Raw genomic sequence first — 24,954 nt, forward strand, 5'->3', positions numbered from 1 at the left:
TTCCCGGGGTCATGACCCCTGCAACCGCGAGCGAGGTCGCGTACGGAGGAGTCCGCAACAGGGGGAAACCATGAACGACACACCACGTCTGGGCACCGGCATCGGCTGGCGCCCGGAGATCGCCGACACGGTGGAGGCCCTGTCCGGGGTCGACTGGGTCGAGGCCGTCGCGGAGAACCTGTGCGCCGGCCATCTCCCCGAGTCGCTGGTACGGCTGCGCGAGCGCGGCGTCACCGTCGTCCCGCACGGGGTCTCGCTCGGACTCGGCGGCGCGGACCGCCCCGATCCGCGGCGGCTGGGGGAGCTCGCGGAGTGCGCCGAGGCCCTTGGTTCCCCTCTGGTCACCGAGCACATCGCCTTCGTGCGGGCCGGTGGGGCGCGCACCGCGTCCCCCGTGCTCGAAGCGGGTCATCTGCTGCCGGTACCGCGTACCCGCGACGCGCTGCGCGTGCTCTGCGAGAACGTACGGATCGCGCAGGACGCGCTGCCCGTGCCGCTCGCCGTGGAGAACATCGCCGCCCTGATCTCCTGGCCGGACGAGGAGATGAGCGAGGGACAGTTCCTCGCCGAGCTGGTCGAACGCACCGGGGTCCGGCTGCTGATCGACGTCGCCAATCTCCACACCAACCACGTGAACCGCGGAGAGGACCCGGCGAGGGCGCTGGACGAACTGCCGGTCGAGGCCATCGCGTACGTCCATGTCGCGGGCGGGATCGAGCGCGACGGCGTCTGGCACGACACCCACGCCCATCCGGTCACCCGGCCCGTGCTCAACATCCTCGCCGAGCTGCGCTCCCGGGTGGCGCCGCCGGGCGTCCTGCTGGAGCGGGACGACGACTTCCCGCCCGCGGCGGAGCTGGCGGGCGAACTGACGCTGATACGCGAGACGCTGGAGGCCGGCGGGGCGGCGACGGTACGGGCCTCCGCTGCCCTGGAAGCCCCGGAAGCCGCCGCTCCGGTACGGGCCTCCTCGCCCGCGACGGAAGACCCCGCCGAGGCCGACGACCCCGCCGCCGCCACCGGGGCCGAGGCCGCCGAGGCGGCCCGGGCGCGGCTGGCGCTCGCCGAGACCGCGCTGCTCTCGGCGCTGGTCGCCGGCACCCCCGTACCGGAGGGGTTCGATCCGCGCCGGCTCGGCGTGCAGAGCCGCGCACTGGCCGCCAAGCGCGCGGATGTCGTCGCCAAGGTGGCGCCCGAGCTGCCCGGGATCCTCGGCGACGGCTTCCGCCCGGCGTTCCTCGCGTACGCCGCGCGGCGGCCGATGCGCGGCGGTTACCGCAGGGACGCGCTGGACTTCGTCGAGACGCTGCTGGTCGAAGGGCGCCCCGAGGATCCCGCGGCCCGGCGGCGGCTGACCCGGTGGTGGCAGGAGCGCGCGGGCGCGCGCCCTCCGCGCCGGGCGGTACGGCTCGTCCGCGCGGCCCGCGCCGCGCTGGTCGGGGGGTGACGGGCGATGACCTCTCTTCCCGTACTGGCGGCGCATCTCACCGTGGCCGCCTCGTCCGTGGCACTGATCGCCGGGGTGGCCGGTCCGCGCGGCCGGGGCTCGGACGGCGCGGGCCCGGTCCATGACGTGGCGGAGGCCGCGTTCCTCGGCGGTGGCCCCGGGCGCGTCGTGGACGCCGCGCTCGCCGGGATGCACGCGGACGGCCGGATCTCGGTCGGCGGCCCGGGGATCGTCGCCGTACTCCGGCCGGTCGCCCATGACCCCGTCGAGCGGTCGGTGCTCGACGAACACGCGGCGGCGCCGCACGGCGGGCTGCACGCGCTGCGGCTGGCGGTGATGCGCGGCCCGGCCGTCCAGCGGGTGGGCGACGCGCTCGCGGCGCGCGGGCTGCTGGTCCCTCCTGAGCGGGCCCGGCCGTGGCGGCGGTGGGGCGTGCTCCAGGGCGTGCTGTGTCTGCTGGCCGTGCCCGTCACCTTCTTCGTGGCCTTCCTGTCGGCCTTCCACGACGACGGTCTGGGCGACGGGTTCGACAACTTCGCCCTCCTGCCCACCCTCGTCATCGGCTCCGTCGTCGGCCTGGTCTGCGCCTCCGTCGCGGGGCGCCGGATCACGCCGGCCGGACGGCGGGCCCTGCGCGCCTTCCTCGCCGGGCAGCCGTACGCCCCGCCGTCCGTCGCCGGGCAGGTCGCGGCGCACGGCCTGGCCGGGGTCCCCGACCCGCTGCTGCGGGAGCAGTTGCGTACGGCGGCGGGGATGCGCCCCGGACGGGACTTCTCGCCCGCGCCGCATCTCGCCGCCGGTGCCGTGGCGTGGTGCTCCGGCGCGCAGCCCGGTTCGGGGACGGGGTGCGGCGGGTCCGGGTCCGGCTGCGGCGCCGGTTCCTGCGGGGGCGGAGGCGGGGGCGCGGGCGGCGACTCCGGGTCCGGTGGAGGCGGGAGCGGTTGTGGCGGCGGCAGTAGCTGCGGCGGAGGGGGCGGAGGCGGGGGCTGCGGAGGCGGAGGCGGCGGAGGCTCCTGAAGCGTCACCCCGCCCCACCCGCCCCGACCTGCCCGCCCCCTGGCACACTCCCGCCCGTTCCGCACTCCGGGCGGCGCCCAGGAGTGGCCGTGGGGCGCATCGGGGTCATCGGCCCGCGACACCGCTCGCCGGTCCTTGCCAAGCCCCGGCCCCCCTGCCGACCCTCGTCGTGCCGTCGCTCCCCCGGACCCCCGGTTCCGGGAGATCTCCGGACCGCTCGTACGCACGCACGAAGGGAACACGATGAGAGCAGTCGCGAAGTACGGGGCTCTGACGACCCTCGGCTCCCTGGTCCTGTCGGCCCTCGTCGCCGTCCCGGCGGACGGCGCCTCCGCCGACAGCGGCCCGGCCGCCGCCACCGCCGAGACCCGCGGCGTGGCCCGGGCGGCGGCGCGCGCCGCCGCCGCCGGTGTCACGTTCGGCGCCTGCCCCGAGGCCGAGAAGCTGCCCGCGCCCGTCACCTGCGGCACCGTCGAGGTCCCTCTCGACTACGCCGCGCCCGACGGACCCACGATCGGCCTCACCGTCAGCCGGGTCGCCGCGAGCGGTCCCGCCGACCGGCGGCAGGGGGCGCTCGTCTACAACCCCGGTGGCCCCGGCGCCTCCAGCATGTACTTCCCGCTCGCCGCCGAGGTGACGCAGTGGAAGCGGATCGCCGCCGCGTACGACCTGATCGGCTACGCGCCGCGCGGTGTCGGCCGCTCCGCGCCGCTCTCCTGCCAGGACCCGGCGGACTACGGAAAGGCGCCGACCCAGGCGCCCACGCACCCCTCCGCGTCGTACAAGCGGGAGCGGATCGCCGAGGCGAAGGCGTACGCGCGGGGCTGCGCCGACCACGCGGGTGAGGCGCTGCGCCACTACAACTCCCTCAACAACGCCCGCGATCTCGATGTCCTGCGCGCCGCGCTCGGCGAGCGGAAGCTGACGTTCATGGGGGCCTCGTACGGCACGTACTTCGGCGCCGTCTACGCGACGCTCTTCCCCTCGCACGTACGGCGGATGGTCTTCGACTCCGCGGTCGACCCGGCCCCGGACCGGATCTGGTACCGCAACAACCTCGAACAGTCGGCCGCGTTCGAGCGGCGCTGGGAGGACTTCCGTACCTGGGTCGCCAAGCACGACGCGACGTACCACCTGGGCACCGACGCCGCGCAGGTGCAGAGGAGTTACGAGCAGGTGCGCGCCGGGGTCGCGCACGAACCGGCGGGCGGCAAGGTCGGCCCCGGGCAGCTCCAGGCGGCGATGCTCGGCGCGGGCTACTACGACGACTACTGGGCGCTCCGCGCCACCGCGCTCTCCGAGTACGTCCGGGGCAACCCCGAGCCGCTGATCGCCCAGGCCACCCCCCGCCCGGCGGCCGCCGCGAGCGGTGAGAACAGCAGCGCCGTCTACACCGCCGTCGAGTGCAACGACGCGCCGTGGCCGACCCGGTGGCAGGTGTGGGACCGCGACAACACGGCGCTGGCGCGGCACGCCCCATTCGAGACCTGGGACAACGCCTTCATGAACCTGCCGTGCGCCTACTGGCCCGCGCCCCGGCAGGAGCCCGTCGACGTCCGCACCCGCCCCGGACAGCTCCCGCCGACGCTGATCCTGGCGGCGGAGCGGGACGCGGCCACCCCGTACGAGGGGGCGCTGGAGCTCCAGCGCCGGCTGGCGGGCTCGGCGCTGGTGACCGAGCGGGACGCCGGTACGCACGGGGTCTCGGGCGGCGACAACCCGTGCGCCAACGCGTACCTGGAGGACTATCTGCTGACCGGGAGGACACCGGCGCGGCGCACCGAATGCGCGCCGCACCCCGAGCCGAACCCGACCTCACTCGAACCGGCCAACCGGCTCGCCGACCCGCGGGGAAGGCTCGATCCGGCTTCTCACTCCTGAGTGCACGCCGTGTGGTCGAGGGGCGGACGCCGCTCGGCCACCAGGCTGAGGCTCTCCTCGATACGGTCCAGGACACGGATCATGGCGTCCTGTTCGCCCGCGCCCAGGCCGCCGACGACGCCCTCCTCCAGTTCCGCCCAGATCTGTTCGACCTCTTTACGCAGTGCGAGGCTCGCGGCGGTGGGTTCGATGATGGTGGCGCGCTTGTCGGTCTCGCTGGGCCGCCGTCGGACGAAGCCCGCGTTCTCCAGCCGCTTGACGGTACGGGTGATGGTGGCCGCGTCCGAGCCGAGCAGCCGCACCAGATCGGCCTGACGCTGCGGGCCGAGGTCCCACAGTTGCATCATGACGAGCTCCTGCCCGGGGTGCAGCCCCACGCGGCGCAGGAGTTGTCCGGCGAGCATCCGGTGCAGGCGGGCCACGCGGAAGATCGCGTGGCTCACGGGCCCCGCCTGTACCGACGGCGGCAGCACGGAGCGGGTCATGTCCGCGCAGGGGTCCCCGGACGGGGCGCCGCCCGGACCCTTCGCCATGTCGCTCACGCCGCTCACAGCCCCTCACGCCCTCACGTCTGATTGTTGCCCGAACAGGAACATTCTACCGCGACGCGCCCTGCGCCCCACGGGACGGGCACCGCCAGCACTTCAGCACAGAAGAGTGACACACGTCACAGAAGTTCAGGAATGCGGTGAGGTCATTTACTTGTTCGAACAGGCAATGGCATCGCGTGGTGTCGTCCAGCCGAACCGAACAGGATCCTGATCATGACTACGGCCTTCGCCCCTTACGAACTCGGCGGCATCCGCCTGTCCAACCGCATCGTGATGGCCCCCATGACGCGCAGCCGCGCCCACGGCGCCGGGCAGACCCCCACCGAGCTGATGACGACCTATTACACGCAGCGGGCGAGCGCCGGTCTGGTCGTCACCGAGGGCACGCAGCCGTCCGCGATCGGCCAGGGTTACCCGGACACCCCCGGCATCCACTCCGCCGAGCAGATCGCGGCCTGGCGCGGGATCACGGACGCCGTACACGCCGAGGGCGGCGCGATCTTCCTGCAGATCATGCACACCGGACGGGTCGGCCACCCGAGCCTGATGGGCCTCACCCCGGTCGGCCCCTCGGCGGTCACGGCCAAGGGCCAGGTCTACACACACCAGGGTCCGCAGGACTTCGTCGAACCGCACGAGCTGACCGATACGGAGATCGCGGAGACCATCGCCGACTTCGCCACCGCGGCACGCAACGCCGTCGAGGCGGGCTTCGACGGTGTGGAGCTGCACGGCGCCAACGGCTATCTGATCCACCAGTTCCTGGCGCCCAGCTCCAACCAGCGCACCGACGCCTGGGGCGGCAGCCCCGAGCGGCGGATCCGCTTCGCCGTGGAGACCGCGAAGGCCGTGGCCGAGGCCATCGGCGGGGACAAGGTCGGCTTCCGCATCTCGCCCGGCAACACCTACAACGACATCGACGAGAGCGACCGGCCGGACGTGGAGGCCACCTACACCGCCCTCGTGGACGCGCTCGCCCCGCTCGGTCTGGCCTACCTGCACCAGATGGAGGCGCCCGGAGTCCGCGACCTGGTCCTGCGGCTGCGCAAGGCATGGCCGAGCACCTTCGTCCTCAACCCCTTCACCGGCACGGAGCCCACGGGCCCGGACGAGCTGAAGCTCATCGAGGACGGCACCGCCGACCTGATCGCCTACGGGGCCCTCTTCCTCGCCAACCCCGACCTGCCGGCCCGCCTCGCCGCCGGCGGCCCCTACAACACCCCCGACCCCGCCGCCTTCTTCGGCGGTGACCAGGGCGGCTACACCGACTACCCGGCCCTCGGCTGACGGCGGCCCCGCGCGGGCATCCGGCGAACAGCAGCGGCCGTCAGTGGAAGAGGGGTCCGTCGAGCTGTTCGGCGACAACCGGCGTGCGTGATACAGCGAGGCGGGTAAGCGTCTCGTTGTGTGCCGAAGCACCCGTCGGGGCGGACCGGAGCATTCCGGGGCGGGGCGGGGCGTCGCGGGTGCCTGTGGGTACCGGCGACGCCCCTGTACGGCGCCGCTCATACCGCGGCGGTCACCCGCTTCACATCCATGCCGTCGAGCCGTCGGATCGGACCGGAACCTTCCGCTTCCAGGTGATCCAGTCGTCGGTCGTGAGCGCGGCCTCGTCGATCTCGATGCCCCACCCGGGGCGGTCCGGGCGCAGTGCGAGGTGGCCGTCGACCGGAAGGTAGGGGTCGGGGCACCACGGCACGTCGTCCGGCTTGTACTCGAGGATGCTGAAGTTGGTCGTCGCGGCCGCGAAGTGCACGTTCGCCGCGGTCGCGAGCGGACCGAGCGGGTTGTGCGGGGCGACCGGGACGTAGTGCGCGTCAGCGATGGTGGCAATCTTCACCATCTGGGTGAGGCCCCCGACCACGCAGATGTCCGGCTGCACGATGTCCGCTCCGCCCGCGCCGAGCAGCGCCAGGAACTCGTGCGGGGAGTACAGGCACTCCCCTGTCGCCAGCGGCACCGCGATCTCGGACCGGATCCTGCCCCAGGCGGGAATGTGCTCGGGCCGTATGGGCTCCTCCAGGAAGAGTGGCTGGTTGGGCGCGAGCGCGGCGCCGAGTTCGATCGCCTGCCGCGGTTCCCACAGACACGCGTGCGCGTCGAACGCGAAGTCCCACTCCGCGGGGTGACTGTCGCGGACCCCGCTGAAGTACTCGCCCAGTTCGCGGACCACGAGCCCGAACCGGGTCCGGTGCGGGGCCGTCCGGTAGGGGCTGAGCTTGAACGCCGTGAAGCCGAACCGGTCGTGCAACGCCGCGGTGGTGTCCTGCAGTTCCCCGACATCCGGCGCGGAGTACAGACCGGCGTAGACCCGCACCCGGTCGCGTACCGCACCGCCGAGCAACTGGTAGACCGGCACACCCACGGCCTTGGCCGCGATGTCCCACAGCGCGTGGTCGACGGCGGCGATGGCGGCGAGGCCCAGCGCCCCCTGGGGGAAGCGGCCGGACTGCAGGAGGAACTGGTTGATCCGGCTCGGGGACCGGGCGTCCATACCCTTGATCTGCTCGAACAGGTAGTCCAGCAGCGGCGGGTAAGCCAGGTCGGGGCCGTGGTTGTACACCTCCGACCATCCGTCGATCCCGTCCTCAGTGCTGATCTTGACCAGCACTCTGGGCCGGTCGCCCACCCGCTGGAGGAAGGTCTGAAGCGACTCGATCTTCACGCCGCACGCTCCCCGGCCACCTCGGGCACCGCGGAGCGCCACTGCACCATGGACTCGGCGACCTCGCGGGCGAGCGCGTCGGACAGCGGGTGGCTGGGCGGACGGACGTCGCGCCGGCACAGACCGAGCTGGTGCATGGCCTCTTTCACCACCGACACATTGTTGGCCGAGGCATCGCGGGCCCGCAGCTCTTCGAAGTGCCGGATCTGCCGCCAGACCCGTGTGGCGGCGCCGTAGTCACGGTGCCGGAGCGCTTCGAGCAGTTCCAGAGACACGGCCGGAGCGACGTTGACCAGGCCCGAGGTGAAGGCCCGTGCCCCTGCCTGCCAGTAGGCCGGAGCGTACGACTCCGCCAGGCCGGTGATCCACAGCAGTCCGTCCGCCGCCTCCGCCCTCGTCGTGGCGAACACGACCGGATCGGGTACGGAGTACTTCAGCCCGACCACGTTCGGCGCCCGTTCCGCCAGGCGCGTGATGTGCGCACCGGTGACCGCACGATGGGTGAGGTAGGGCAACACTCCGATATCGGGTACGGTCTCCGCGATCCTCGCGTTGTACTCGACCCAGCCGTTCGGCGTCAGATACGGCAGGACGGGCTGATGGATCATGATCGCGTCCGCACCCGAGTCGCGGGCGAAGCGTGCGTCGGTGATGGCCGTCCCGAGATCGAACCCCACGCCGGCGACGATCGTCGTGGCGCTCCCACGCGCCGAGAGGACGCTCGTCAGAACGTCGCGGCGTTCGTCCGGGGAGAGCGCGTAGAACTCACCGGTGTTGCCGTTGGGCGTCAGCGCGGTCACTCCGTTGCGGACCAGACGTTCCGTCAGTGCGACCGTGAGGTCCTGGTCGACCGCGCCGTCCTCGTCGTACGGGACGACGGGGATCCCGATGACGGTGCTGAGCTGCTCGACCAGACGGCCGGCGTTCAACGAGGTGCTCACGAGGTGGTCCTTTCAGGGTGCTCGGTGAGATCCGCGGGAGGATCGTGATGCGGCATGACGGGCTTGACGCGTACCCAGAACAGGTAGATCGCCGCGCTTCCCAGAGAACACGCCGCCGCGCCGATCAAGGGGCCCACATAGGACCCGTCGCTGGAAGCCAGGAACACTCCGATGGCGATGGGACTGAGGAGGTTGCCCACCTGGGAGCCGAAGTTCTGGAAGCCGGCCACCGCGCCGACGGACGCCGACGAGGGCGCCACTTCCGCCGGCAGGCTCAGGATCGCCGCGCCCGCGAACGAGTGCGTGGCGCTGCTGACGGTGAGTACGACCATCAGCACAAGGTTGCTCTCGACGAACGGGGCAAAACCGATGCATGCGCTCAGGGCGAGCCCGGAGACGATCGGAACCTTCCGGGCCAGATTCGCGGAGATTCCGGACGCCAGCATCCGGTCGGACACGATGCCGCCGAGCACGGTGGAGCCGATCGCGATGAGCGCCGGAATCCAGCCCACCATGCCGAAATCCTTCTCGGAGAATCCGCGGTCGTCGAGCAGATAGCTGGGATACCAGGTGAGGAAGAACGCCCCGGCGAGCGAGCGGAACACATAACCGGTCATCAGTGCCCACACCTGAGAGTTGCCCAGCAGCTCCCGCCACGGCACGTTGGCACCGACCGACTCCGCCGAGTCCGTCGCACCCCGATCGGAGCGGATGTGGGCCAGTTCGGCGGCGGAAACCCGCGGATGCTCCTCGGGTTCGCGGTACACGGCCAACCAGCCCACGATCCACAGCAGCCCGGCGACACCGATCACGACAAATGCCATGCGCCAGCCGCCGAAGAGGGCCAGCGCCGTCACCACCGGGATCGACAGCGCCGTTCCGATCTGCTGGCCCATGTCGAACAGGCCTGACGCGAAAGCCCGTTCCTTGCGCGGGAACCACCGCGAGACGACCTTGATGTTCGCCGGCTGCACCGGCGCCTCGCCGATCCCCAGGCCGAGGCGGAACACCATGACGGATCCGACTCCCTGCGCGAGGGCGGTCAGCGCCGTCCAGATCGACCACCAGCCGACGGCGACGGGGTAGATGATCCTCGGGCCGAAACGATCGAGCAGCCAACCCGAGGGAATCTGGAACAGCGCGTACGTCCAGAAGAACGCCGAAAGCATCACGCCCTGAACGGCAGGGCTGATGTGGAACTCCTTCGACATGTAGGGCATGGCCACGCTCAACGCGGCGCGGTCGAGATAGGCGATCGTGAGGCCGAGGGCCGAGAAGCCCACGATCGTCCAGCGCATACCGCTGCGCTGCCGGGCCGGCGAGCTCCCTGTCTTGGACAAGGGCATGGGGGAAAGAGGGGGCACCATTGCTCCCGAATCTGGCTAAGCTCCCCGGAGGGAGCATCGGAACTCTCCTGTCGCGGCCCGGGATCTTGGCGGTGAACGGGCCGCGTCTCACCTCGTCAGTCAGTGAACGGCTGCTGTCCGATCAGCCGGCCGGACCATCCGCCGAAGCCCCAAACGGGTGGCAGGATCCGCGCCGTTGAGCCCTCAAACACGTGAGACGACCCCCAAGCGGACATAACAACCACAGGCCCCCTACTCCCTTCAAAACGGGCCTCGTATATGACGTACGACGTGCGACGCGATGAAGGTAGGAGCGCCCGAAGAGATTAGTCAACGCTTCTGACAAAATCCGTTTCCGAGGAACCGCGGACCGTACCGCCGGACCACGACGGCCTGTTGGCGGGATTCAGTGGCGCGAAAACGGACAAAGGCCCGGCGGACACCGCCAGGCCTTCGTACTGTCCGTCCCGGTATTCCGGGGTACGCTCCGCCTGGGGTATCGACCCGGGTTCCATCGGCCGCGATCGGCACGGAACGGGCTGGAGCAGGGAAGGACGAGCCGCCTGCACAACGGGCGTCCGACGCTCAACCGCCCGGCTGAGGCTGTCCTCGACACACGCCGGAACGCGGACCATGGCGGCCTGTTCGTCCGCACCCAGGCCGGCGGCGACACTGACGCCGGACCGCCGCGCGGGCCCCCGGGGTCACCCGCGTCCGCCGCCGCGTGGACGACGTCCGTCGCCGCGTGGCGGTAGAGCTCCAGCTCGGGTGGGGCCAGGGGGCGGCTCCGGTGGCCGCCGGCAGCAACTGGCGGACGGCCGGGTCCGGAGTCCGGCCGTGGGGCGCGTAGTTGGCGGGGGGGCGCGTTCAAGGGGCGGAACACCGACCCGGGTTCCATCGGCCGCGACCGGGGCGGAACGGGCGGGGACGGGGAAGAACAGGATTCTTCCCCGTCCACCGCGTTTCCGCAGGCCTGCGGCCGATGGGAACCCGGAGCCGAACCCGGTGTCGCTGGACGGGCCGTGCGCGCAGCAGGAGACTGCCGCCGGCCGTCTGATCTTCCGGGTGGGGCGGCCCGGTCCGTACGGTCACGGACCCGGCCACCACGTCATACCGTCACGCCAACCCTGCCACGAGATCCGCGACCGACTTGCGGCGGCCCGTGTAGAACGGAACCTCTTCCCGCACGTACAGCCGCGCCTCGGACGCGCGCAGATGACGCATCAGGTCGACGATGCGGTACAGCTCGTCGGCCTCGAAGGCCAGCAACCACTCGTAGTCGCCGAGCGAGAAGGACGCCACGGTGTTGGCGCGTACGTCAGGGTAGCCGCGTGCCATCTTGCCGTGGTCCGCGAGCATCCTACGGCGGTCCTCGTCGGGCAGCAGGTACCAGTCGTAGCTGCGGACGAAGGGGTAGACGCTCACGTAGTCGCGGGGCGTCTCGTCGGCCAGGAAAGCCGGCACATGGGACTTGTTGAACTCCGCGGGGCGGTGCAGCGCCATGTTCGACCAGACCGGCTCCAGCGCGCGGCCGAGCCGGGTGCGCCGGAAGCGGTTGTACGCGTCCTGCAGCTCGTCCGAGGTCTCGGCGTGCCACCAGATCATGACGTCGGCGTCGGCGCGCAGCCCGGACACGTCGTACGTACCGCGCACGGTGACGTCCTTGGCGTCGAGCTGGTCGAACAGCTCCTGGACCTCGTCCGCGTAACCGGTCCGGTCCTCGGGCAGGACATCACGCAGCCTGAAGACGGACCACAGCGTGTAGCGGATGACCTCGTTGAGGTCCTTGGCCTTCTTGCCGGCGTTCGGGATCTTCTCGGGAGCAGCAGTCATGGGGCTATTCTCCCGCGCCGCGACCGGTGCCCGGCGCCAGGGTCGACGTGGCGATGATCTCGTCCGCGGCGCGCCGCGCGCTCGCGACGCAGGCGGGGATGCCGACGCCGTCGTACGCGGCGCCGCAGACGCGCAGCCCGGGGAGTTCGGCGAGGGAGTCGCGGATACGGGCGACCCTGGCCTGGTGGCCGACCGGGTACTGGGGCAGTCCGTCGATCCAGCGCGTCACCTCGTGGGCGACCGGACGGGCGGTGAGGCCGGTCGCCTCCCGGAGGTCGCGCAGGGAGACGTCGAGGAGTTCGGAGTCCTCGCGCTGGAGCTGTTCCTCCTCGCCGTAGCGGCCGATGGAGGTGCGCAGCACGAACAGGTCGGGGGCCGCCTTGTCGACCCATCCCCATTTACGGGTGGAGAAGGTCGACGCCTTGATGGTGCGGCCGTCGACGGGCGGGACGAGGAAGCCGCTGCCGTCGGGCACGGCGCCGGCGTCGGCGCGCCGGAAGGCCATCGTCACCAGCGCCATCGACGCGTACTCGACCGCGGCGAGTTCGGCGGAGGCGGCTGGTGACGCGTCGGCGAGCAGCGCGGAGGCGGACCACGCGGGGGTCGCGAGGACCACGCCGTCGGCGGTGAGGGCACGCACGTCGGGGCGGGTGGGGTGTCCGGTGCGCAGGTGCCAGCCCTCGGCGGTACGGGTCAGGGCGAGGACGGGCGTCTCCAGCAGGATCTCGCCGCCCCCGGCGCGTACGGCGTCCGCGACGGCGCCGGGGAGGCGGCCCACGCCGCCCTCGATGCCCGCGAAGACGGCGCCGCCGGGCCGCTTGGCCGCGGTCCGCTCCTGGATCTCGCGGACGCCGGCCAGCAGCGAGTCGTGGGCCTGGACGGCTTCGAAGAGCTGGGGGACGGCGGCCCTCATGGAGATGCGGTAGGCGTCGCCCGCGTAGACCCCGCCGAGCAGCGGTTCGACCAGCCGGTCGACGACCTCGCGGCCGAGCCGCTCGGCGACGTACGCGCCGACCGCGACGTCGTCGCCGACCTCGGTGGGGGGCAGCTCCGGTTCGCGGGCGATCCGGGCGAGCCCCTCGTCGGAGAGGAGTCCGGCGAGGGCGGCGGGGTCACCGGGCACGCCCATCACATGCCCCTTGGGCATGGGGCGCAGCGCGCCGCGCGTCCAGACGGAGGCGGTGGTGGCGGTGGGCGGCTGGAGCAGCGCGCCGAGCCCGACGGCCTCGGCGAGGTCGACGCCCTCGGGGCGGCGGGCGAGCATGGACTCGGCGCCGAGGTCGACGGGGGCGCCCTCGATCTCGCCCGTACGCAGCTTGCCGCCGAGCCGGTCGGTGGCCTCCAGCACAGTGACCCGGATACCGGCGCCCAGCAGCCGGTGGGCGGCGGCGAGACCGGCGATACCGCCCCCGATGACGACGACATGGCCCGTATGCGTGTCCACGTGCTGCGCGCTCGACTCCATGGCCTCCACTCTCTCAAACACGTCCTCCCCGCCGGTAACGAGTCCTGACCGTGACCGCTTCGGAACCGTGGAGGGGCAACCCGCGCAGGGGCCCCACACGTCGAACCGGCGACACCAACCGAATACCTGGGGGGACCATGCGTGCGATGCCCGCGTTCGCGGCGGCACTGCTCACCGTTTCACTCGCGCTCGCCGGATGCAGCGCCGGATCCGCCGACCAGGCGGCCTCGAAGGGCGTCGCCAGGCCCGCGGAGGGGCGGGGCGGGCAGGCGGCCGACCTGGAGGCGGGGGCCGGTGACGCCGCCACGCCCGGCGCCAAGGGGGAGGACGGGAAGAGCGCCGCGCCCGCCGGGGTCCATGTGATCCGTACCGCCGAGCTGACCGTGCGCGTCAAGAACACCCGGAAGGCGCTCTCCACGGCGCGGGCGGCGGCCGGGAACGCCGGCGGTCTGGTGCAGGACGAGGTGACCGAGCGGGACGAGGACAGCGGGGTGACGTCGCGGATCGTGCTGCGCGTCCCGCAGGGATCGTACGACGCGGTGCTGGCCGAACTGTCGGGCACGGGAACGCTGTTGACGCGCAAGGCGAACGCCGAGGACGTCACCGACCAGGTCGTGGACGTCGACAGCCGGGTCGCCTCGCAGCGCGTGAGTGTGGCGCGGGTACGCGAGTTGATGGACCGGGCCACGAAGCTGAGCGATGTGGTGGCGCTGGAAGGGGAGTTGAGCAGCCGCCAGTCGGCGCTGGAGGCGCTGCTCGCCCAGCAGGCGTCCCTCAAGGACCGCACCACGCTGGCGACGATCACCCTGGAGCTCTTCGAGAACCCGGTCGTGCGGGAGGAGGAGAAGGCGGAGGATCCGGGGTTCCTGGACGCGCTGGGCGGCGGCTGGGACGCGCTCCTCACGACCCTGCGGTGGATCGGGGTGGTCCTCGGCGCGGTGCTGCCGTTCGCCGCCGTGCTCGGGGCGCTCTACCTGCTGTGGCGGCTGGTGCGCCGGCTGCTGCCCGCGTCGGCTCCGGCCGTTCCGGCGGCCGGGCCGGTGACTCCCACGCAACCCGCCGCACCCGCCGCACCCGCGGAACGGGGGCGCGAGGAGGACTGACCGGTTCCGTCCGCGTAGCGTTCCTTTCCGGTACGACCTTATGAACGACGACCTGGTGGACAGGGACGGAGGGACGCGCGATGGCGGCGGAGCGCATGGTGGTCATCGGGGGCGACGCGGCGGGCATGTCCGCCGCGTCGCAGGCCCGCAGGGGCCGGGGCCCGGAGGAGTTGGAGATCGTCGCGTTCGAGCGCGGGCACTTCACCTCGTACTCCGCGTGCGGCATCCCGTACTGGGTGGGCGGCGACGTCACGGAGCGGGACGCGCTGATCGCCCGTACGCCCGAGGAGCACCGGGCCCGTGCCATCGGGCTGCGGACCCGCACGGAGGCCGTGGAGATCGACCTGGCGGGGCAGCGGGTCCGCGCCCGCGATCTGGAGGCGGGTACGGAGAGCTGGACCGGCTTCGACAAGCTGGTCGTCGCGACGGGCGCCCGCCCCGTACGGCCCGCGCTGCCCGGGATCGACGCGCCGGGCGTGCACGGGGTGCAGACCCTCGACGACGGCCAGGCGCTGCTGGACACCCTCGCCGCGACCGAGGGCGGGCGCGCGGTCGTCGTCGGCGCGGGGTACATCGGCGTGGAGATGGCCGAGGCGCTGCTGAAGCGCGGGTACGAGGTCACCGTCGTGCACCGCGGCGAGCAGCCGATGGCGACCCTCGACCCGGACATGGGGCGCCTCGTCCACGAGGCGATGGACGGGCTGGGCATCACCACCGTGGGCGGCACGGAGGTGGCCGCGATCCGTACCGGCGAGGACGGCCGGGTGCGGGCGGTGGCCACCGCGGACGCCGAGTACCCGGCGGACGTCGTCGTCCTCGGTATCGGCGTCGAGCCGGAGACGGCCCTCGCCCGCGCCGCCGGGCTGCCCGTCGGGCCGTACGGCGGGCTGCTCACCGATCTGTCGATGCGGGTACGCGGCCACGAGAACGTCTGGGCGGGCGGCGACTGCGTGGAGGTCCTCGACCTGGTCTCGGGCGCCACCCGCCATGTCGCGCTGGGCACGCACGCGAACAAGCACGGCCAGATCATCGGTACGAACGTGAGCGGCGGCTACGCCACCTTCCCCGGGGTCGTCGGTACGGCCGTCAGCAAGGTCTGCGACCTGGAGATCGCCCGGACGGGGCTGCGCGAGAAGGACGCCCGCAGGGCCGGGCTCCAGTACGTGAGCGCCACGATCGAGTCGACCAACAGCGCCGGCTACTACCCGGGCGCCGCGCCGATGACGGTGAAGATGCTCGCGGAGCGCCGTACGGGGCGGCTGCTGGGGGTGCAGATCGTCGGCCGGGAGGGCGCGGCGAAGCGCGTGGACATCGCGGCGGTGGCGCTGACCGCCAGGATGTCGGTGGAGGGGATGACCACCCTGGACCTGGGCTACGCCCCGCCCTTCTCCCCGGTCTGGGACCCGGTCCTGGTCGCGGCCCGCAAGGCGACGACGGCGGTCAGGGCGGCGGGCTGGTGAGCACCGCGCGGGCGGCGGGGGCGGACGGGGTCCGGCGGACGAATCACCTTCTCCCCCTCACCCCGGGGCGAATCACCCCCGCCGCACTCCCGCCCCACCAGCGCTTTTCGGCCAATCAGTGAGCGGTCCGCGTGTGCACGTAGTCGACGAGCCTGGTCAGTGAGTCCGGGTCCATGCTCGGCAGCACACCGTGGCCCAGATTGAAGATGTGGCCCTCCAATCCGGCCGCCGCGTCCAGCACCTCACGGGCCTTGGCCTCCACCGCCGGGGTCGGGGCGAAGAGGACGGCCGGGTCCAGGTTGCCCTGGAGCGCCTTGCCGGGGCCGACCCGGCGGGCGGCCTCGTCCAGCGGGACCCGCCAGTCGACGCCGACGACATCGGCGCCCGCCTCGCCCATCAGGCCGAGGAGTTCGCCCGTACCGACACCGAAGTGGATGCGCGGGACGCCGTACCCGGCGACCGCGTCGAAGACCTTGGCGGAGGCGGGCAGCACGGAGCGGCGGTAGTCGGCGGGGGCGAGGGCGCCCACCCACGAGTCGAAGAGCTGGACGGCGCTCGCGCCCGCCTCGATCTGCACGGTGAGGAAGGCCGCGGTGATCTCGGCGAGCCGGTCGAGCAGGTCGGCCCACAGCTCGGGGTCGCCGTACATCATGGCCTTGGTGTGCTCGTGGTTACGGGACGGGCCGCCCTCCACGAGGTAGCTCGCCAGCGTGAAGGGCGCCCCGGCGAACCCGATGAGCGGGGTGGATCCCAGCTCACCGATGAGCATGCCGATGGCCTCGGTGACGTAACCGACGTCCTCGGGGGTGAGGTCGCGCAGCCGGGCCAGATCGGCGCGGGTGCGGATCGGCTCGGCGACGACGGGGCCGACCCCCGGCTTGATGTCCAGGTCGAGGCCGATGGCCTTGAGGGGGACGACGATGTCGCTGAAGTAGATCGCGGCGTCGACCTTGTGGCGCCGTACCGGCTGGAGCGTGATCTCGGTGACCAGCTCGGGGCGCATGCAGGAGTCCAGCATCCCGATGCCCTCGCGGACCTTCAGGTACTCGGGCAGCGAGCGCCCCGCCTGACGCATGAACCACACCGGTGTGTGCGGTACCGGCTCACGTCGGCACGCCTTCAGGAAGGCCGATTCGTACGTCTTCGTCTGCTGGCCCGGGGGGCGTTCGTTGGCGCTCACGGACAGAATCTTCCCATGTACGGGGAAGCCGCAGCCCCGGGCAGGGTGTCCCTCCCTGCGCGAGGCGCGGGTTCCGCCTACTCTTCCCCGCATGGCTGCGGCTCAGGGACAGTTTTCCGATCATTCCAACGGCACCGGGGGAACGGGCGGCGGGGAGGGGGATTCCGTCCCGCCCGCGTTCCGTTCCGCGGTCGACGCGCTGCGGACGGCGCGGCTGCGTCCCGGCGTCGAGATCGACCCGACCCCGGCGCCGAAGCGGCTCGCGCCGTACGCGTACGCCCTGGAGGCGGCGGTGGTCGACGGCGACGACGATCTGGCCGACGGCCGGCTGATCCTGCTGCACGACCCGTCAGGACACGAGGCCTGGCAGGGCACGTTCCGGCTGGTGACGCTCGTACGGGCGGAGCTGGAGCCGGAGATGGCCGCCGACCCGCTGCTGCCCGAGGTGTGCTGGTCGTGGCTGACGGGGGCGCTGGAGGCGCGCGGTCTGTCGTACGGGGAGGCGAGCGGCACCGTCACCCGGGCCGGGTCGTACTACTTCGGCGGGCTCGCGGAGCGCAGGCCGGCCACCCAGATCGAGATCCGGGCGTCCTGGACCCCGCGCGAGGGCCGGGGCGGGCTGCCCGACACCGCGGCGCACCTGGCCGCGTGGTGCGATCTGCTCTGCCAGGTCGCGGGACTGCCGCCGGGCGCGGGGGACCCGGGGGGCGCGGGCGTGGTGTCCCTGCCCCAGCGGCGCGGCCCGCGCATCCCCTGACGGCCCTTCACCGCACCGCCCCCAGGGCGGGCCCCTTCACCGCTCCGCCACACCACGTCCGCCGGGCGTCCCTCACTCGTCCGCCGTACACCCCCGCCCGGTGGACCACTCGTAGGATGATCGATCACGCATCCGAATTGCCCGAATTGTTACTCACTAATTCGTGATCATTCTCTAAAGGCGAGCGGGATTGCTGCCGAAGAGGTCAATGACCCTTCACACACGGTTCGCCCCGGCTTCATCCCCCGCAGCCGGCCCCGTCCCGCACCTTCCCAGGAGGCCTGGTGTCCGTTCTCCTCGAGCAGCCCGCAAGCCTGGTCGCCTACCGCCCGAACAAGCCGACGGCCATGGTCGTCGTGGCCGACCCACGCGTCCGCTCCACCGTCACCCGCCACCTGTGGGCCCTTGGAGTACGTGACGTCATCGAGGCGTCGTCCATCGCGGAGGCCCGCCCCCGCGTCGGCAACCCGCGCGACATCTGCGTTGCCGACGTCCACCTGCCCGACGGATCCGGGCTGACCCTGCTGTCCGAGACCCGGGCGGCGGGCTGGCCCAACGGCCTCGCCCTCTCCGCCGCCGACGACATCGGCGCGGTGCGCAACGCCCTCGCGGGCGGCGTCAAGGGCTATGTCGTCACCGGCACCCGTACGAACATCGGCCACCCCGGCCGCCCCGGCGTCGCCCCCCTGGGCGCCGGCCAGCGGATGCACCGCCGCCCTCCGGGCGCCCCGAACCACCCCGGTGGCTACCGGGAGCTGTCGGGCCGCGAGGTCGAGGTGCTCAGGCTGGTCGCCGAAGGCCAGTCCAACAAGGCCATCGGCGTCTCGATGGGCCTGTCCGCACTCACCGTCAAGAGCCACCTCGCCCGGATCGCGCGCAAGCTCGGCACGGGCGACCGGGCGGGGATGGTCGCCGTGGCCCTCCGTACCGGAATCATCCACTGAACCGGACACACCACCGGACCGGGCCACTGACCGCTTCTCGCCCCCACCGCCCGTCGACGGAACGTTCCGTCGACGGGCGCCGTCCGTTCACAGATACCCTTGACAGGTGACCGACGCCCAAGAGACCGCAGCAGAGCCAGCACTGCGAACCACCGGGGGCCCGCGGCGGCAGTCGCTGGTGTCGCTCCCCCCGGACGACGTCGAAGCGGCGCCGATCCCCTTGCTGGAGCCCCGCGAGGGCATTCCGCCGGTGGTCGCCACCGACGAGGCGCTCGCCGAGGTGATCGCGGCCTTCGCCGCGGGCACCGGACCCGTCGCCGTCGACGCCGAGCGCGCCTCCGGCTACCGCTACGGTCAGCGCGCCTACCTGGTCCAGCTCCGCCGCGAAGGCGCGGGCACGGCGCTGATCGATCCGGTCGGCTGCCCCGACCTCTCCGGACTCGGCGAGGTCCTCTCCGGTACGGAGTGGATCCTGCACGCGGCGACCCAGGACCTGCCCTGCCTGCGCGAAATAGGCATGATCCCCACCAGCCTCTTCGACACGGAGCTCGCGGGCCGTCTCGCGGGCTTCCCCCGGGTCGGCCTCGGCGCCATGGTCGAGAACGTCCTCGGATACGCCCTGGAGAAGGGCCACTCCGCCGTCGACTGGTCGACCCGCCCGCTCCCCGAGCCCTGGCTGCGGTACGCCGCGCTCGACGTGGAACTCCTCGTCGACCTGCGGGACGCGCTGGAGAAGGAGCTGGACCGGCAGGGCAAGCTCGACTGGGCCCACCAGGAGTTCGAGGCGATCGCCGCGGCCCCGCCCGCCCCGCCGCGCAAGGACCCGTGGCGCCGCACGTCAGGCATGCACAAGGTGCGCCGCCGCCGGCAGATGGCAGCCGTACGGGAGCTGTGGACGACCCGTGACCAGGTCGCGCAGCGCCGTGACGTCTCCCCCGGCAAGGTGCTCAGCGACACCGCGATCGTCGAGGCGTCGCTGTCGCTGCCCGCCACCGTGCAGGCGCTGACGGCGCTGCCCGGGTTCGGGCACCGGATGGGCAGACGCCAGCTCGAACAGTGGCAGGCGGCGGTCGACCGGGCGAAGGCCCTGCCGGACACGGAGCTGCCCCAGCCGGGCCAGCCTCTCACCGGCCCGCCGCCGCCCCGCTCCTGGGCGGACAAGGACCCGGAGGCCGCGGCCCGGCTCTCGGCGGCGCGCGCGGCGGTCTCGGAGCTCGCCGAGAGCATCACCATGCCGCAGGAGAACCTGATCACCCCGGACACGGTCCGCCGCGTCTGCTGGGAACCGCCGCAGGACCCCACGGAGGAGAACGTGGCGGCAGCCCTCACCGGCCACGGGGCCCGCCAGTGGCAGGTGGACCTGGTAGCCCCCCTGCTGACCCAGGCGCTTGTTATTTAAGGCTCGGTTCGCCTCCGGGGCGCCCCTCTTTTTTGAGGGCTCGGTTCGCCTCCGGGGCGCTTCAAGTCGGCGCCGACGGTCGACCGTGCTCGGTTCGCTCGTTCCTCACGAACCTGCGCGCGCTCTCTCTTACGGCGCCGACGCGCCCCTTCGGCTCACTCGCCGCCAGGGTCGGGGGCACCCCGGGGCCCGCGAGGGGGTTTCCCGGTGCTGGAATCTTCGGCCCGTCTGCGCGCCTGGCCGGCGAGTGAGCCGAAGGGCGCGCCGCTGTCGAAAGGGAGGCTGTGCTCGATATGCGGCTCCACCGCGTGGGCGCAGTCCCCGAGGAACGAGGGGGCGAGCACGGTCGACCGTCGACAGTGGCTTGCAGCGCCCGGAGGCGAACCGAGCCCAAAAAACAGGCAGGACTGGGCAACTTGGTTACTGGTAAGTAGCATGGGTGTGGGCCCGTGCTGGTTGTGCGGGCCCCGCAGTGCCATCCCGCACCCTGGAGGAGAGCCATCGTGCCTCGTACCGTCAGGGATGTCGTCTTCGTCGACGGCGTCCGCACCCCGTTCGGCAAGGCGGGCCCGAAGGGCATGTACCACGAGACCCGGGCCGACGATCTCGTCGTGAAGGCGATCCGGGAGCTGCTGCGCCGCAACCCGGATCTCGACCCCGCGCGGATCGACGAGGTGGCCGTCGCCGCGACCACGCAGATCGGTGACCAGGGCCTCACGCTCGGCCGTACCGCGGGGATCCTCGCCGGGCTGCCGCAGTCCGTGCCCGGCTATTCGATCGACCGTATGTGCGCGGGCGCGCTGACCGCCGTGACCTCCACCGCGGGCTCCATCGCCTTCGGCGCGTACGACGTCGTCGTGGCGGGCGGTGTCGAGCACATGGGCCGGCACCCGATGGGTGAGGGCGTCGACCCGAACCCGCGGTTCGTCTCGGAGAAGCTCGTCGACGACTCCGCGCTGTTCATGGGCATGACGGCGGAGAACCTGCACGACCGTTTCCCGCACCTCACCAAGGCGCGCGCGGACGAGTACGCGGTGCGCTCGCAGGAGAAGGCCGCCAAGGCGTACGCCAACGGCTCGATCCAGCAGGACCTGGTGCCGATCTCGATCCGGCGTACCGACCCGGCGACCGGGGAGACCGGCTGGGGGCTGGCCACCGCGGACGAGCCGATGCGGCCGGGTACGACGCTGGAGATGCTGGCCGGTCTGAAGACCCCGTTCCGGCCGCACGGCCGGGTCACCGCGGGCAACGCGGCGGGGCTGAACGACGGTGCCACCGCCTCGCTGATCGCCGCCGAGGACTTCGCGCGCGAGCAGGGGCTGCCGGTCAGGATGCGGCTCGTGTCGTACGCCTTCGCGGGTGTCGAGCCCGAGGTGATGGGGTACGGCCCGATCCCGTCGACCGAGAAGGCCCTCGCCAAGGCGGGTCTCTCGATCTCGGACATCGGTCTGTTCGAGATCAACGAGGCGTTCGCCGTGCAGGTGCTGGCGTTCCTCGACCACTACGGCGTCGCGGACGACGACGAGCGCGTCAACCAGTACGGCGGCGCGATCGCGTTCGGCCATCCGCTGGCCTCCTCCGGCGTACGGCTGATGACCCAGCTCGCCCGGCAGTTCGAGGCGCAGCCGCAGGTCCGTTACGGCCTGACCACGATGTGCGTCGGCTTCGGCATGGGCGCGTCGGTCATCTGGGAGAACCCGCACTTCGACGGAGGCACCAAGTGAGCACCGCTGAACTCCTGAAGGGCGCGGCCGAGCTGTTCCCCGGCGAGGTCGTCACCCAGGCGCACGTACGCCACTTCGAACTCCCGGCGGGGGCCGGGCGGTTCGCGCTCATCACGCTGGACAACGGCCTCGACCACACGAAGCCGACGACGTTCGGCCCGCAGTCGCTGGCGAACCTGGACGCCGCGCTCGACCAGGTCGGGCGGGAGGCGTCCGAGGGGGCGATCGTCGGGGTCGGGATCACCGGCAAGCCGTTCATCTTCGCGGTCGGCGCCGACCTCAAGGGCGTGGAGCTGCTGAAGCGCCACGAGGACGCGCTCGCGATCGGCCGGGGCGGCCACGAGGTCTTCAAGCGGATCGCCGCGCTGCCCGTGCCGACCTTCGCGTACTACAACGGCGCGGCGATGGGCGGCGGCGTCGAGGTCGGGCTGCACTGCACGTACCGTACGGTCTCCGCCGCGCTGCCCGCGTTCTCGCTGCCGGAGGTCTTCCTCGGCCTGGTGCCCGGCTGGGGCGGCTGCACGCTGCTGCCGAACCTGATCGGCGCGGAGCGGGCGGTCTCGGTCGTCATCGAGAACTCCCTCAACCAGAACAGGCAGCTCAAGGGCGGCCAGGTCTACGACCTGGGCATCGCGGACGCGCTGTTCGACGGCGCGGACTTCCTGGAGCAGTCGCTGGTCTGGACGGCGTCGGTGCTCAAGGGCGAGGTGACGGTCGTACGGCCGGAGGTCGACCGGGGCGAGGCGTGGGACCAGGCCGTGGCTCGCGGGCGGTCCGTGGCGGACTCCAAGGTGCACGGCGCTGCCCCGGCCGCGTACCGCGCGCTGGACATCATCGTGGCGGCGAAGGACGGCGACCTCCAGGCGGGCTTCGACGCCGAGGACCAGGCCCTCGCCGACCTGATCATGGGTGGTGAACTGCGCTCGGGGATCTACGCGTTCAACCTGGTGCAGAAGCGCGCCAAGCGGCCGGCCGGTGCCCCGGACAAGTCGCTGGCCCGCCCGGTCACCAAGGTGGGTGTCGTGGGCGCGGGGCTGATGGCCTCGCAGCTCGCGCTCCTGTTCCTGCGCCGTCTTGAGGTGCCGGTCGTGCTGACCGACATCGACCAGGACCGGATCGACAAGGGTGTGGGCTATGTCCACGCCGAGATCGACAAGCTGCTGCTGAAGTCCCGGATCAACCAGGACAAGGCCAACCGGCTCAAGGGCCTGGTCTCGGGTGTGCTGGACAAGGCCGAGGGGTTCGCGGACGCGGACTTCGTCATCGAGGCCGTGTTCGAGGAGATGGGCGTCAAGCAGCAGGTGTTCGCGGAGGTCGAGGCGGTCGCCCCGGCGCACGCGATCCTCGCCACGAACACCTCGTCGCTGTCGGTCTCCGAGATGGCGTCGAAGCTGAAGAACCCTGAGCGGGTCGTCGGCTTCCACTTCTTCAACCCGGTCGCGATCCTGCCGCTGCTGGAGATCGTGCGCGGCGAGCGGACCGATGACGCGTCGCTGGCCACGGCGTTCGGTGTGGCGAGGAAGCTGAAGAAGACGGCGGTGCTGGTGAAGGACGCCCCGGCGTTCGTCGTCAACCGGATCCTCACCCGCTTCATGGGCGAGATCCAGAACGTCATCGACGAGGGCACACCGGTCGAGGTGGCGGAGCGCGCGGTGGAGCCGCTGGGGCTGCCGATGTCCCCGCTGGTCCTGCTGGAGCTGGTCGGCCCCGCGATCGGCCTGCATGTCTCCGAGACGCTGCGCGGCGCGTTCCCGGACCGCTTCACCGTCTCCGAGAACCTGGCCGCGGTGGTCAAGGCGGGCAAGCGCGGCTTCTACGTGTACGACTCCGGGACGCCGGAGCTGGACCCGGAGGTCGCGGCGCTGCTGAAGCAGGGCGACACCGTGCTGACGGAGGAGCAGACGCGCGACCGGGTCCTGGACGCGGTCGCCCAGGAGATCGGTCTGATGCTGGCCGAGGGCGTCGTCGCCGAGGCGCAGGACATCGACCTGTGTCTGATCACGGGCGCGGGCTGGCCCTTCCATCTGGGCGGCGTCACCCCGTATCTGGACCGCGCGGGCGTCTCGGAGCGGGTGAACGGCAAGCCGTTCCTGGCGCCGGGTGTGGCGAGCGTGCCGGCGTAGTGCCCTGAACCGACGGGAGCCGTCAGGACCTTACGGGAGCTGACGGGGCCTGACGGGAGCCGGGAGGGCGGGTCGACGGGCCGTACGGGAGTCTCCGTACGGCCCGTTCCGCGTGTACGGATGTGTGACGGATGTGGGTACGGACGTCGCGCCTGAGCCAACAACCGGCGGGCCGTTGATCGGTATCGCCCGCGCGGCTACGTTCACCGCTGTGTGGTGGGCGGTGCTGGGAACGGTGGAGGTGCGGGTCGGTGGCCGGACGGTGGATTTGGGAGGAGCCAAGCAGCGGCGGGTGCTGACGGCCCTGCTGGTCGACGCCGGGAGTGTGGTCCCCGTGTCACGGCTCGTGGACAGTGTGTGGGGACAGACGCCACCGCCGTCCGCGGTCCGCACCCTGCGCTCCTACGTCGCCCATCTGCGGCGGGCGCTCGAACCGGACCGGCCCCCGCGTGAGGCCGGGAGGGTGCTGGTCAGCGTGGAGGACGGGTACCGGCTGCGCGTCCTGCCCGAGCAGTACGACGCGGCGCGCTTCGGCGCGCTGGCGGAGGCGGGCCGGCTGCGGCTGGCCGGTGGCCGTCCGCTCGACGCCCTCACCGAACTCGACCGGGCGCTGACGCTGTGGCGCGGCCCCGCCTACGGGGAGTTCGGCGCGGAGCCGTTCGCCGCGCTGGAGGCCGACCGGCTGGAGGAGCTGCGGCTCTCGGCCCAGGAGTGGCGCTGCGGGGCCCAGTTGGCCGCCGGGCGGCCCGAGTCCGCCGCCGCGGAACTGCGCTCGCTGGTCGCGGCGGAGCCGCTGCGTGAGCGGCGGTGGGAGCTGCTGGCGCTCGCGCTCTACCGGTCCGACCGGCAGGCCGACGCGCTGGCCGCCCTGCGGGACGCCCGCCGGATGCTCGACGAGCACCTCGGTGTGGAGCCGGGGCGGCGGCTGCGCCGACTGGAACAGGCCATTCTCCACCAGGACCCGGAGCTGGATCTGACGCCGGGGCTCACCCCCGACGCGGACCGGGAGCGGGCACCGGTGGCGAGGTCGGCTCGAAACGTCCGATCCGTACGAGGGTGCGCCCGTACCGGGCGGCCTTGTACTCCAGCATCCCGACGAACGCGGACCATCCCGCGTC

18 protein-coding genes and 2 pseudogenes are annotated in these 24,954 nt (G+C 72.3%); 12 read left to right on the forward strand and 8 right to left on the reverse strand.

Annotation, left to right across the window (positions count from 1 at the left end; all coding sequences use genetic code 11):
• Positions 1 to 70 precede the first annotated feature (70 nt).
• The 3 genes from ACIBJC_RS38235 to ACIBJC_RS38245 all read left to right on the forward strand — a co-directional run bounded on the left by ACIBJC_RS38235 (position 71) and on the right by ACIBJC_RS38245 (position 4,345).
• Positions 71 to 1,447, forward strand: a complete 1,377-nt coding sequence (locus ACIBJC_RS38235) for a DUF692 domain-containing protein (RefSeq protein WP_399301102.1) — start codon at positions 71 to 73, stop codon at positions 1,445 to 1,447.
• Between the two features lie 6 nt (positions 1,448 to 1,453).
• Complete coding sequence (locus tag ACIBJC_RS38240; RefSeq protein WP_399301104.1) at positions 1,454 to 2,464, forward strand: TIGR04222 domain-containing membrane protein; 1,011 nt, start codon at positions 1,454 to 1,456, stop codon at positions 2,462 to 2,464.
• 243 nt (positions 2,465 to 2,707) lie between these two features.
• Positions 2,708 to 4,345: an alpha/beta hydrolase gene (locus tag ACIBJC_RS38245; RefSeq protein WP_399301105.1), complete on the forward strand. Its 1,638-nt coding sequence runs from the start codon at positions 2,708 to 2,710 to the stop codon at positions 4,343 to 4,345.
• Here ACIBJC_RS38245 and ACIBJC_RS38250 read toward each other — a convergent pair.
• Positions 4,336 to 4,830 (reverse strand): MarR family winged helix-turn-helix transcriptional regulator, encoded by a 495-nt coding sequence (locus tag ACIBJC_RS38250; protein ID WP_399301140.1) that lies wholly within the window; start codon positions 4,828 to 4,830, stop codon positions 4,336 to 4,338. The two genes, ACIBJC_RS38245 and ACIBJC_RS38250, sit on opposite strands and share 10 nt — an antisense overlap.
• A 279-nt stretch (positions 4,831 to 5,109) precedes the next feature.
• Here ACIBJC_RS38250 and ACIBJC_RS38255 point away from each other — a divergent pair, with 279 nt between their 5' ends.
• Positions 5,110 to 6,183 (forward strand): alkene reductase, encoded by a 1,074-nt coding sequence (locus tag ACIBJC_RS38255; protein WP_399301107.1) that lies wholly within the window; start codon positions 5,110 to 5,112, stop codon positions 6,181 to 6,183.
• A gap of 241 nt (positions 6,184 to 6,424) precedes the next feature.
• On the opposite strand, the gene ACIBJC_RS38260 is transcribed toward ACIBJC_RS38255, so the two are convergent.
• The 5 genes from ACIBJC_RS38260 to hemG all read right to left on the reverse strand — a co-directional run bounded on the left by ACIBJC_RS38260 (position 6,425) and on the right by hemG (position 13,146).
• On the reverse strand, positions 6,425 to 7,561 hold the full coding sequence (locus ACIBJC_RS38260; protein ID WP_399301109.1) for a mandelate racemase/muconate lactonizing enzyme family protein: 1,137 nt from the start codon (positions 7,559 to 7,561) through the stop codon (positions 6,425 to 6,427).
• On the reverse strand, positions 7,558 to 8,502 hold the full coding sequence (locus tag ACIBJC_RS38265) for a dihydrodipicolinate synthase family protein (protein ID WP_399301111.1): 945 nt from the start codon (positions 8,500 to 8,502) through the stop codon (positions 7,558 to 7,560). The genes ACIBJC_RS38260 and ACIBJC_RS38265 overlap by 4 nt, the downstream gene beginning before the upstream one ends.
• Positions 8,499 to 9,848 carry an MFS transporter gene (locus ACIBJC_RS38270; protein ID WP_399301113.1) on the reverse strand — a complete coding sequence of 450 codons (1,350 nt, stop codon included), beginning with the start codon at positions 9,846 to 9,848 and terminating at the stop codon, positions 8,499 to 8,501. The genes ACIBJC_RS38265 and ACIBJC_RS38270 overlap by 4 nt, the downstream gene beginning before the upstream one ends.
• Before the next feature lie 1,116 nt (positions 9,849 to 10,964).
• Positions 10,965 to 11,681: a hydrogen peroxide-dependent heme synthase gene (gene hemQ, locus ACIBJC_RS38275; RefSeq protein ID WP_399301115.1), complete on the reverse strand. Its 717-nt coding sequence runs from the start codon at positions 11,679 to 11,681 to the stop codon at positions 10,965 to 10,967.
• A gap of 4 nt (positions 11,682 to 11,685) precedes the next feature.
• On the reverse strand, positions 11,686 to 13,146 hold the full coding sequence (hemG, locus tag ACIBJC_RS38280) for a protoporphyrinogen oxidase (RefSeq protein WP_399301117.1): 1,461 nt from the start codon (positions 13,144 to 13,146) through the stop codon (positions 11,686 to 11,688).
• A gap of 137 nt (positions 13,147 to 13,283) precedes the next feature.
• Here hemG and ACIBJC_RS38285 point away from each other — a divergent pair, with 137 nt between their 5' ends.
• Both ACIBJC_RS38285 and ACIBJC_RS38290 read left to right on the forward strand, forming a co-directional pair.
• Entirely contained in the window at positions 13,284 to 14,249 is a 966-nt protein-coding gene (locus tag ACIBJC_RS38285) for a DUF4349 domain-containing protein (protein ID WP_399301119.1), read from the forward strand.
• 80 nt (positions 14,250 to 14,329) lie between these two features.
• Positions 14,330 to 15,709 carry an FAD-dependent oxidoreductase gene (locus tag ACIBJC_RS38290; protein ID WP_399301121.1) on the forward strand — a complete coding sequence of 460 codons (1,380 nt, stop codon included), beginning with the start codon at positions 14,330 to 14,332 and terminating at the stop codon, positions 15,707 to 15,709.
• Positions 15,710 to 15,824: 115 nt separating this feature from the next.
• On the opposite strand, the gene hemE is transcribed toward ACIBJC_RS38290, so the two are convergent.
• On the reverse strand, positions 15,825 to 16,889 hold the full coding sequence (gene hemE / locus ACIBJC_RS38295; protein WP_399301123.1) for a uroporphyrinogen decarboxylase: 1,065 nt from the start codon (positions 16,887 to 16,889) through the stop codon (positions 15,825 to 15,827).
• Positions 16,890 to 16,980: 91 nt separating this feature from the next.
• Between hemE and ACIBJC_RS38300 the strand changes: the two genes are divergently transcribed.
• The 6 genes and pseudogenes from ACIBJC_RS38300 to ACIBJC_RS38325 all read left to right on the forward strand — a co-directional run.
• Positions 16,981 to 17,646 (forward strand): DUF3000 domain-containing protein, encoded by a 666-nt coding sequence (locus ACIBJC_RS38300; protein WP_399301125.1) that lies wholly within the window; start codon positions 16,981 to 16,983, stop codon positions 17,644 to 17,646.
• A 284-nt stretch (positions 17,647 to 17,930) separates the two neighbouring features.
• Positions 17,931 to 18,590: a response regulator transcription factor gene (locus ACIBJC_RS38305; RefSeq protein WP_329823583.1), complete on the forward strand. Its 660-nt coding sequence runs from the start codon at positions 17,931 to 17,933 to the stop codon at positions 18,588 to 18,590.
• Between the two features lie 106 nt (positions 18,591 to 18,696).
• Positions 18,697 to 19,989, forward strand: a complete 1,293-nt coding sequence (locus tag ACIBJC_RS38310; protein WP_399301128.1) for a ribonuclease D — start codon at positions 18,697 to 18,699, stop codon at positions 19,987 to 19,989.
• A gap of 503 nt (positions 19,990 to 20,492) precedes the next feature.
• A complete protein-coding gene (locus ACIBJC_RS38315; RefSeq protein WP_399301130.1) occupies positions 20,493 to 21,713 on the forward strand; it encodes a thiolase family protein in 1,221 nt (406 codons plus the stop codon).
• Positions 21,710 to 23,836, forward strand: a complete 2,127-nt coding sequence (locus tag ACIBJC_RS38320; RefSeq protein WP_399301132.1) for a 3-hydroxyacyl-CoA dehydrogenase NAD-binding domain-containing protein — start codon at positions 21,710 to 21,712, stop codon at positions 23,834 to 23,836. Before ACIBJC_RS38315 ends, ACIBJC_RS38320 begins: the two co-directional genes overlap by 4 nt.
• A 334-nt stretch (positions 23,837 to 24,170) precedes the next feature.
• Positions 24,171 to 24,728: pseudogene (locus ACIBJC_RS38325) on the forward strand (BTAD domain-containing putative transcriptional regulator); the annotation flags it as partial.
• Between the two features lie 94 nt (positions 24,729 to 24,822).
• On the opposite strand, the pseudogene ACIBJC_RS38330 reads toward ACIBJC_RS38325, so the two are convergent.
• Positions 24,823 to 24,954, reverse strand: a pseudogene (locus ACIBJC_RS38330) (RNA-guided endonuclease TnpB family protein); the annotation flags it as partial.

It is taken from the genome of Streptomyces sp. NPDC050509 (genome assembly GCF_044457965.1).
Lineage (GTDB): Bacteria > Actinomycetota > Actinomycetes > Streptomycetales > Streptomycetaceae > Streptomyces.

What these genes read in the sequence shown, in the direction of transcription:
- ACIBJC_RS38270 (WP_399301113.1), bottom strand. Translation starts at nt 9,848, where the DNA reads ATGCCCTTGTCCAAGACAGGGAGCTCGCCGGCCCGGCAGCGCAGCGGT.
- ACIBJC_RS38245 (WP_399301105.1), top strand. Translation starts at nt 2,708, where the DNA reads ATGAGAGCAGTCGCGAAGTACGGGGCTCTGACGACCCTCGGCTCCCTG.
- ACIBJC_RS38240 (WP_399301104.1), top strand. Translation starts at nt 1,454, where the DNA reads ATGACCTCTCTTCCCGTACTGGCGGCGCATCTCACCGTGGCCGCCTCG.
- ACIBJC_RS38250 (WP_399301140.1), bottom strand. Translation starts at nt 4,830, where the DNA reads ATGACCCGCTCCGTGCTGCCGCCGTCGGTACAGGCGGGGCCCGTGAGC.
- ACIBJC_RS38290 (WP_399301121.1), top strand. Translation starts at nt 14,330, where the DNA reads ATGGCGGCGGAGCGCATGGTGGTCATCGGGGGCGACGCGGCGGGCATG.
- ACIBJC_RS38235 (WP_399301102.1), top strand. Translation starts at nt 71, where the DNA reads ATGAACGACACACCACGTCTGGGCACCGGCATCGGCTGGCGCCCGGAG.
- ACIBJC_RS38285 (WP_399301119.1), top strand. Translation starts at nt 13,284, where the DNA reads ATGCGTGCGATGCCCGCGTTCGCGGCGGCACTGCTCACCGTTTCACTC.
- hemG (WP_399301117.1), bottom strand. Translation starts at nt 13,146, where the DNA reads ATGGAGTCGAGCGCGCAGCACGTGGACACGCATACGGGCCATGTCGTC.
- hemQ (WP_399301115.1), bottom strand. Translation starts at nt 11,681, where the DNA reads ATGACTGCTGCTCCCGAGAAGATCCCGAACGCCGGCAAGAAGGCCAAG.
- ACIBJC_RS38255 (WP_399301107.1), top strand. Translation starts at nt 5,110, where the DNA reads ATGACTACGGCCTTCGCCCCTTACGAACTCGGCGGCATCCGCCTGTCC.
- ACIBJC_RS38300 (WP_399301125.1), top strand. Translation starts at nt 16,981, where the DNA reads ATGGCTGCGGCTCAGGGACAGTTTTCCGATCATTCCAACGGCACCGGG.